This is a genomic window from Trebonia sp. (assembly GCF_049794275.1).
Classification (GTDB): domain Bacteria; phylum Actinomycetota; class Actinomycetes; order Streptosporangiales; family Streptosporangiaceae; genus Trebonia.
In genome coordinates this window covers 1-8,177 of record NZ_JBARCR010000436.1, presented here as the reverse complement: position 1 = coordinate 8,177, position 8,177 = coordinate 1, and the positions used below count along the sequence as shown (strand labels likewise).

At 68.9% G+C, this 8,177-nt stretch carries 10 protein-coding genes and 1 pseudogene; 6 read left to right on the top strand and 5 right to left on the bottom strand.

All coding sequences use genetic code 11. The annotated features are described in order from the left end of the window. Both WA805_RS12005 and WA805_RS12000 read right to left on the bottom strand, forming a co-directional pair. The coding region (locus WA805_RS12005; protein ID WP_425242370.1) for a DUF4062 domain-containing protein at positions 1-182 on the bottom strand (182 nt) is incomplete at its 3' end. 237 nt (positions 183-419) lie between these two features. After that, positions 420-569 (bottom strand): hypothetical protein, encoded by a 150-nt coding sequence (locus tag WA805_RS12000; RefSeq protein ID WP_422281204.1) that lies wholly within the window; start codon positions 567-569, stop codon positions 420-422. Between the two features lie 374 nt (positions 570-943). Here WA805_RS12000 and WA805_RS11995 point away from each other — a divergent pair, with 374 nt between their 5' ends. From WA805_RS11995 to WA805_RS11985, 3 genes are all read left to right on the top strand, one after another. Then, positions 944-1,795 carry a DMT family transporter gene (locus WA805_RS11995; RefSeq protein ID WP_425242369.1) on the top strand — a complete coding sequence of 284 codons (852 nt, stop codon included), beginning with the start codon at positions 944-946 and terminating at the stop codon, positions 1,793-1,795. 33 nt (positions 1,796-1,828) lie between these two features. Beyond that, on the top strand, positions 1,829-1,984 hold the full coding sequence (locus WA805_RS11990; RefSeq protein ID WP_424560013.1) for a hypothetical protein: 156 nt from the start codon (positions 1,829-1,831) through the stop codon (positions 1,982-1,984). Positions 1,985-2,215: 231 nt separating this feature from the next. Further along, positions 2,216-3,445, top strand: a complete 1,230-nt coding sequence (locus WA805_RS11985) for an NAD(P)/FAD-dependent oxidoreductase (protein WP_424560012.1) — start codon at positions 2,216-2,218, stop codon at positions 3,443-3,445. 345 nt (positions 3,446-3,790) lie between these two features. Here the strand turns inward: WA805_RS11985 and WA805_RS11980 are convergent, their stop codons facing one another. Together WA805_RS11980 and WA805_RS11975 are read right to left on the bottom strand one after the other, a co-directional pair. Further along, positions 3,791-4,375, bottom strand: a complete 585-nt coding sequence (locus WA805_RS11980; protein WP_422291141.1) for an HAD family hydrolase — start codon at positions 4,373-4,375, stop codon at positions 3,791-3,793. Positions 4,376-4,508: 133 nt separating this feature from the next. Further along, positions 4,509-5,780, bottom strand: a complete 1,272-nt coding sequence (locus WA805_RS11975) for an MFS transporter (RefSeq protein WP_425242368.1) — start codon at positions 5,778-5,780, stop codon at positions 4,509-4,511. Positions 5,781-5,953: 173 nt separating this feature from the next. On the opposite strand from WA805_RS11975, the pseudogene WA805_RS11970 reads away from it, so the two are divergent. Both WA805_RS11970 and WA805_RS11965 read left to right on the top strand, forming a co-directional pair. Continuing rightward, positions 5,954-6,088 (top strand): annotated as a pseudogene (locus tag WA805_RS11970) (DeoR family transcriptional regulator); the annotation flags it as partial. Positions 6,089-6,124: 36 nt separating this feature from the next. Beyond that, complete coding sequence (locus WA805_RS11965; protein ID WP_422291144.1) at positions 6,125-6,688, top strand: DeoR/GlpR family DNA-binding transcription regulator; 564 nt, start codon at positions 6,125-6,127, stop codon at positions 6,686-6,688. 290 nt (positions 6,689-6,978) lie between these two features. On the opposite strand, the gene WA805_RS11960 is transcribed toward WA805_RS11965, so the two are convergent. Next, positions 6,979-7,632 (bottom strand): hypothetical protein, encoded by a 654-nt coding sequence (locus WA805_RS11960; protein ID WP_422324889.1) that lies wholly within the window; start codon positions 7,630-7,632, stop codon positions 6,979-6,981. 31 nt (positions 7,633-7,663) lie between these two features. On the opposite strand from WA805_RS11960, the gene WA805_RS11955 reads away from it, so the two are divergent. Continuing rightward, positions 7,664-7,846 (top strand): hypothetical protein, encoded by a 183-nt coding sequence (locus WA805_RS11955; protein ID WP_422324886.1) that lies wholly within the window; start codon positions 7,664-7,666, stop codon positions 7,844-7,846. Positions 7,847-8,177: the final 331 nt, after the last annotated feature.

Sequence of the window (8,177 nt, the reverse complement as noted above, 5' to 3'; positions counted from 1 at the left end):
GAGCGGTATACCTGCCGCGGCGGATGCGGCCGGGCGCCCAGCTCGAACATCACCGGCACCAGCCGCAGACGGGTCACCGCGTCCCGCACTGCCTGCCGCTCAGCGGCCAGTTCCTGCAGCGTGGAACTCACAAAGACCCGCAACCGCTGGTCAGGCGTGCGGATCACATCCGTCTCGGCCATTACTCCACAGCCTAGCTAGTCAGGTGAACAGGAGCGCGGCGGTGGCCTTCGGGCCGTTGCTGCGCAGCACGATGATGGCGTAAGGATCGGCCTTCCCGCCATCGTGCCAGGCGGCAATCCCGAAGCCTGCGGCAGTCGTGCCGGCGCAATAAGAAAACGTGCGCCGATGAAGATGATGCCCACGGCGGTCAATCCGGCGAGCGCGTATCCGATGTCTGTGACAAGCATGGCTTTCCTTCAACCTTCTGGCACCCGGAAAAAGCGCGGCGCCAGACCCGGCCCTCCGGCAGCCCGGCCGGCCAGGCCGCCGTCCAGGACGGCCAGCGCGCCGATCTCCTGCGGCCAGATCTCATCGGGCCACAGCATGCGCTGGTCTGCGTCGGTCATCCTGTCCACCGGCCACCCCCCTGGTTCGCCCGCCAGCATCAGGCACCATCGGGGGAGCGGGCCAGGCACCTTCGCCCTGCCCGCGCTAGCCTCTTTCCCAGCCAGATCAGTGCAACGGTGAGTCCAGAGCCTCCGGAAACTCCGGGACGGTTCATCCTGTCCGAGCGATGTGCGCGCCGTGATAATGCCGGACGATACAAGCCACGAGCCGGAGATTCCGCTGAAGTGCTCCCAGCGTCCGTTACGGGCGGCCGCTGAAAGCCAGACCCAGCAGACCCGCACGGGAAAGGGCCGACGGCAGTGCAGCAGCTCGCGCATCCAAGCGGCCCATGCCGGGGGCACACTGCCGTTAGGGCAGCTCGCACGGCGGGGCCATGATAATCCTCTTCGCCCTGCTGGCCGCCCTGTCCAACGCGGTCAATGAGGCCACCCAGCACGTCGCCAGCACCGCTGCCCCATCCCGGTCCTCCGGCTGGCAGCTGGTCGTCTACCTGTTCCGTAATCCCCTGTGGCTGCTCGGCTGGGCTGCCTTGATCGCCGCGTTCGTATTCCAGGCCCTCGCCCTGAGCCAGGGCCAGATCTCGGTCGTGCAGCCGCTGCTGGCCACCGAGCTGGTTTTCATGCTTCTGCTCCGCCGGGTCTGGATCCACCAGTCCATCCGGCCGATCACTTGGGCCGCCGCCACACTGACCTGCGTGGGCCTCGCCGTCTTCCTTGCCGCCGGACAGCCAGGGGGCGGCCAGTCCACACCGACCAGCAGCCACTGGTTCGCCGCCGGGCTGGCCTGTTGTGCCGCGGCCGCGGTCCTGGCCGTCCTGGCCCGCTGGGGATCCCCGAGCCTGCGCGCCGCCCTGTACGGCGCCTCCTCCGCGGTCATGTGGGCGCTGGTGGCGACGTTCATCAAAGCCACCACCGACACGCTAACTCAGTTCGGCGTGGCCGGAATGTTCGCCCACTGGCCTGTCTACGCCTTGGCCGCAGGAAGCGTAGCGGCCCTGTTCCTGATGCAGGCAGCGCTGCATGTCGGGCCGCTGCGGGCCTCCCAGCCGTTCATCGTGATAATCGACCCGATCGTCAGCATCGCGCTGAGCGTGTGGCTGTTCGCCGAGCACTTCACAGCTGACGGCGCCGCGCTGGCGATAGCGGCGACCGGCTTTGCCGTTATGTGCGCCGGGGTGGTCCTGCTGACACAAACCGCTCCAGCCACGATGCAAGCCGACGGGTAACGCCAAAGGAGGCGACGGTCAGCATGGCGCGGCATGCAGCGGCAGTCGGCCAGAGCGCTGAGAACGACGTGCCACCGGGACAAGCTGCCGCTATGGCTCGCCGAGGACACGCTGCTGCTGGTCGACGAGTCCTCGATGATCCCCATGGCTAACGCTGCCATCCGCATCGCCGCAGCGGAGGCTGACTAGCTGCTGGGGGCGGCGCAGGCGTAACCGGACCAGGCCGACGCCGGGCCGCTCAGGTCGAGAAGGGCACATGGCTCGCGTACCAGACAGCAGCACGACCTTGCCGTCGAGCGTGCCCGTCACCGGGCCGCCGGGTACAGGTCCTGGGAGTAACCGAAGAATGCCTGAGGAACTGCGTGGGTGCCAGCCTGCCTGCCGGCAGGCGTAGCCAACTCCCGAGGAAGGAGCAATACCGTGGAGAACGCCGTGAATGCAGCTACCGGCCGGAGCAGCGGGCAGATTGTGGTCGCCGGCGCGGGCTACGCGGGGTTGCACGTCGCCTTGCGGCTGACGGCCAAGCTGCGCAGCCGTCCTGCGGTGGGGGTGACCCTGGTCGATCGGCACGACTACCACCAGGCGATCACCGAGCTGCCGCGCGTCGCCGGCGGCACTCGCGCCGCCGACGCGGTACGCATCCCGCTCCAGGACGTGCTGGCCGAGCGGGTCCGCTTCGTGCAGGCCGAGATCACTGGTTTCGACCTGGCAGGCCGGCGGCTCCTCACCGGGGCCGGGCCGATCGGCTGGCGGCGGCTGGTGCTCGCGCTCGGTAGCCGGCCCAACGACTTCGCCATCCCGGGCCTGGCCCAGCGCACGCTGTCGGTGTACTCGGCCGACGATGCCGAACGAGTGTGGGAGGCGGTCAGCCAGGCGCTCACGGCTGCCGCGGCCGCCGGCGACCCCGAGCAGCAGCGCCGCCTGGCGACCGTGGTGGTCGGCGGCGGCGGCGCCACGGGAGTCGAGCTGGCCGGCGAGCTGGCCGAGATTTTGCCCAAGGTGGCCAGTCGCCACGGCCTGGCGGCTGACCAGCCTGCCGTGCGGCTTATCGAGGCGGGCCCCACGATCTTGGCCGGCTCCTCACCGCAGCTGATCGACAAGGCCGCCAGGATCCTTGCCGACCTGGGGGTTCAGGTCCGCACCAACGCGGTGGTCGCGGCCGCGACCGAGGAGGGGTTCCGGCTTAAGGACGGTCAGCTGGTGGAAGGCGGCGTGTTCGTCTGGGCGGGCGGGGTGAAAGCCCCCGAGCTTGTGGCTGATTCGGAGTTGCCGACCGGCCACAACGGCCGCGTCAAGGTCGACCGGTATCTGCGCGTGCTGGACCACCCCGAGATCTACGTCGCCGGCGACCTCGCCTCGGTGACCAATCCGCGCACCGGGCACGTGCTGCCCCCGCTGGCGCAGGTGGCGCTGGAAGAGGGCGAGACGGTCGCCCGCAACTTGGACGCGGAGCTAGGGGATGGGCCGCTGGAGGCGTTCACCTTCCACGACAAGGGGTTTGTCGTCTCGGTCGGGACCCGCCGCGGGGTCGCTGAAATCGCCGACATCACTACCAGCGGACGGCTCGCCCACCTGCTCAAAGACGCCATCGAGTGGGAGTACCGCCAGTCCGTCAGGCACCTGCGCGGTTGGGACCCAGTAGCCGTATGACCGCCGTACCGGCCGATGATGGCTCCCACTTGGCTGCCTACGGGACTGTGCCTGCCGCTTCACGTCCGGTCGCCTAAGCAGGTCCTGGACCGGGAACAGCGCTGTCGCGGGAGGGCGCGGCACGGGCACGGCAGGTAGGGGACGATGACGTGGCCGGGCGACCAGGGATGCCCGTGGCCGCACTGCACGGGGTAAGGCCACCAGCCGGGCAGGGCAATGCCTGAAGACTAGGCCCGGTACGGCCAGGTCGCGCCGGATGGTCACCTCTGAGCAGTCCAGCTCGATCACCGCGACCGAGCCGCGCTGCCGCACCGCCAGCCCCAGCGCCCCGCCTCGTCGCGGCATTCACTGGGCCGCCAGCCCCAGCCGGGACAGGACCGGACCGGGGACGGTATACAGAACCGCGTCCATCCCTGCCCGGGCCGCGCCGGCGACGTTGACCGGACTGTCATCGACAAATAGCGTCGAAGCCGGGTCGAGGCTGAAGCGCTCCAGCAGCAGCTCGTAGATCTCGCGGTCAGGCTTGGCGATCCCCTCCAACCCCGACACAACCGTGCCCTCGAACCAGCCAAGAAAGTCGTAGCGGGTCCGGCGCAAGGGATACGTCTCGGCTTCCATGTTTGTCAGTGCATAGCAGGGCAGGCCGCTGTCGATTACCCGGCGCAGCAATCGCACCCCGTCGGGGATTGGGCCGCCGATCATTTCCTCGCTGCGTTTGCACCACGCCATGGTCAGCGCCGCGTGTGCCGGCCACTGCCGGGCCAGGGCTGCGCACGACGCCTGCATGTTCGTCCCGCGATCGTGAGCGTCATGCCACTCCGGCGTGCACACGGTGCTGAGGAAAGACTCCATCTCCGCCGGGTCGGGGATGAGCTTGCGGTACAGGTGGCGGGGGTTCCAGTCGAGCAGTACGCCGCCGACGTCAAACACGACGGCCGTAACCTTCCGATCAGGTGACATGTTCACTCGCATCTCGTACGTGTTGGGACCACGCGACCCCCGCGGCCGCCCAGGCCAAGGACCCGGTCCGCTGCCGGCGACCTGTTCTGTGCCGGTCCGGGGCTCAGGGGCTGCATGGCCTTACCGGGTCGAGTGCCTGCCCGTCGGCGGCCGGAGACCTCTGGTATTGCGGACTCCGCGCCGTCGGCCTGGCGGCCGGTGCGACGAAGGCGGCCAGCACCGAGATGGCGCCGACGGTGATCAGGGCGTGCAGGACACCGAAGTGATCGCCGAGGAAACCCAGCAGCGGGGGGCCGCCGAGGAACGCGGCGTAGCCGATGGTGGAGACCACGCTGAGCCGTAGCGCGGCCCGGCGGGGGTCATCGGCTGCGGCCGACATGCCGACAGGGAATCCGAGGCTGGCCCCGAAACCCCACAGGGCCGCGCCGGCGAATGCGAGCCATAGATGGCCGAACACGACGAGCGCACAGCCGACGATGGCGGCGCCGAAGAGGGTACGCAGAACTAGGACCCGCCCGTACCGGTCGAGCAGCCGTGTGCCCAGGATGCGGCCGATGGTCATGAACGACAGGAAGACCGCTAGGGCGATGACTCCGAGTGCTTGGGCGACGTGATGCCCGTCGACGAACGCGATGGCCATCCAGTCGTTGGCTGTGCCCTCGGTGAAGGCCGCGGCGAGCACCATCGCGCCGATGAGCAGGGTCCGCGGCTCGATCCAGGCTGACCGTGCGGAGTTGGCCGCCGGCCGTAGAGTGCCCGTTTCGCTGTGGTGATCGGGTTCGCCTCCGGCGGGCGTGAATCCTGCGGTTCCCCACGCGACGGCGGCCAGGCTCAGGGCGGCTGCGACGGCTACGTGGGCGCCGATCGGGGTCCGCAGCCAGGTGAGGCCTGCGCCGAGTACTGCGCCGAGCACTGTTCCCAGGCTGAACGCCGCGTGGAACCAGGGCATGATCGGCTTGCCCGACGCGCGCTCGACGACCGCTCCCTCGAGGTTCTGCGACACGTCCCAGATCCCGAGGCCGAGCCCGAGCAGGAACAGCCCAGGCATCACAAGCGCGAACGGCGCGCGGACCTGCACCATCAAGCCGGCGAGGGCAACACCGGGCATGCCCATCGCTGCGCCGAGCCGGACAGCTTTCGAAGCGCCGAGGTGATTGCCGATCCGCCCGGCCAGCGGCAGGCCCAGTACCGATCCGGCCGAGATCACCAGAAGCAGGATGCTCAGCTTGCCTGGAGACAGGTCCAGGCGGGTCTTGACGTCAGGTACCCGTGACATCCAGGACGCCAAGGCAAAGCCGTTGGCGGCGAAGACGGTCGCGGTGCCGTTCCTGGCCCGTGTGACCGGGCTCGGGGCGGTCCTGCCGGGGGTCGACATGCAGATTCTGACCTTTGATCGTCTTGTAGCGGGAGACAGGCGGCGCCGGCGCGTATAGCAATCGGGTTCCCTGCGGCGGATGCTGCGGCGCCTGCCCTCACCGGCGCGGAACACCTTGCGCTTTGAACGCTATGTGATTAAATGATCATGTGCAACGATCATTTAGGCAGAAAATGATCATTCAGTCGGTCCGGAGCAGCGGCCACCTGCGGATCGACCAGCTGGCCGAACTGACTGGTGCCTCCCCGGTCACGATTCGGCGCGACCTGACCGAACTGGAAGCCCAGGGATCCCTCCGGCGCACCCGGGGCGGCGCAGCCCGCTCCGGCAAGTACCACGAGAACGTGCCGTACCACGTGCGGGCGGCCGAGGAAGAGGAGGCCAAGGCCAGTCTCGCGGTGGCTGCAGCGTCCCTGATCACCGACTACGACTCGGTCATCATCGACAACGGAACGACCTGCCACGCCGTAGCCCGCGAACTGGCCGGCCGCCCTCTGACCGCGCTGTGCTTGTCCTTGCACGCGGCCGCCACGCTCGGGGCCGTTCCGGGTGTGCGAGTCATCGTGCCGGGCGGGCCAATCGAACCGGACACGCTGGCGTTCCTGGGCAGCCAGGTCATCGACGCCATCCGGGACATGCGCGCCGACGTGCTCCTTCTCGGCGCATGCTCCGTCTCGGCATCGCACGGCCTGATGGCGGCGACCTATGAGGACGCGCAGCTCAAAAAGGCCAGCATCCAGTCTTCCTCCAGGCGCATTCTGATCGCCGCGGCCAGCAAACTCACCCAGACCTCCAACTTCCGGTTCGGCACCGCCGGCGATATCACGCACCTCATCACGACCAGCGACGCACCAGCCGAGACGCTCGCGATCTTCAACGACGAAGGCGTCGACGTAACCGTCGTCTGACCCCAGGCCAACAAAGCGTGCGTCCCATCACGGGTTTCCCCTTAGGCAGCGGCAGCAGACGCCCTCCCTCGGCAAGCCGCAGCTCGAGGTCTGCCGGATCATGCGGGATCAGCGGCCAGTGCGCGCATCGTCCTGTGTCGCTCGATATCTGACCCCAGGCCACAAAGCGTGCGTCCCATCCCGGAATGGCTCCCTGAGATGGGCGGCTCGGCTGTCGACCCGGGTCCGCCCGGGCTGGGTTTCAGGCAGGAACGTCGGCGCGGGCTGCGGCTGTCGGCCAGCCGAGACGATCAGCCGGGCGCAGCAGGCGTGTGCGGCATGCGCGCGGCTGGGAGATGCACGGCGATCTCGCCGCCGAGCCGGAACCCAGCGGAAAGACCCAGGTTGTCCCCGCTCCAGAAGCTACCCGGGTCATACCGGCCCGGGCGGCGGCTGCCGGGCAGCAGCCCCATGGCCTGATAGGTCACGGCCAGCAGCTGCGCGCAGTAAGCCGTCTCCAGATCGGCGCCGCCGCCCTGGCGCGTCCGGGTCGGCGCGCGGCCGGCCAGCCACCGCGAGGCGAGCCGCGCCGTAGACGGGAACGGGGTGCCATCCAGCCGGGCGATCGTCGCCAGCGCGGCGTCTTCCATCTCGCCGGTGACCACGGGGTCCAGCTGACGAAGCCAGGCCCGCTGACCGTACCGGGCAGCCCAGACGATGACCGCCTCGCGCAGGTCATGCAGCTGGACCCCGCGGTGGCGAGTCCCGGTCCACACATCAGGCAGGGCGCGGCCAAGCTCGGCATGCCACATCAGGGGCGGCAGGTCCTCGATGGCCACCGACATGCCCACATGGTTGACCGGGCTATTGGTCGCCAGCTGAATCGCACGGTCGGCCATCGCGTGACCGCGGAACAGCCACACATCACCCGTGCGAGCCAGATCCACGGCTTCATCAAGGCTGATACTCACGGCGGACACGGTCTAACCTAAGCAGATGCGCTGGTACAAGGTGCTGGGAGTGGCCGCCTTCGCGGGTGTGGCCGCGACCGGGGCAGTGATCATCCGCGACCAGCGGCGCCGCAGCGCCTACACCCCGGACGAAATCCGGGAACGGCTGCATGCCCGGCTGGCAGAAACCCCCGCAACCCGCCAGCCCCCGCCCGGCTCCGACCCGTAAGACCGGCACCGACCGCGGTCGCGCACAACGGATCCCGCACCGTCACACCGGACGCCCCGGTGCCGCATGGCTTCACGAATGCGCCAGAACAGCCGGAATGCGGCCCCGCAACCCGCACCCACACGGCGGCATCCCACCTGCTCGTGCGGCCCGCCGCCGGCACCTGACCTGTACGCCTCGGGTCACCAGCATCGACAAGACCAGTGCCCGCACGTCAGACGGTTACCTGCTCGCCACGCCCCAGGCCGCAGTGAAGTGAGCATGAGCACTGCCATCGCAAGACGTTGAGCTAGGGGATTCGAAGCCCTGGCCTTCTGCATGCCATGCAGCA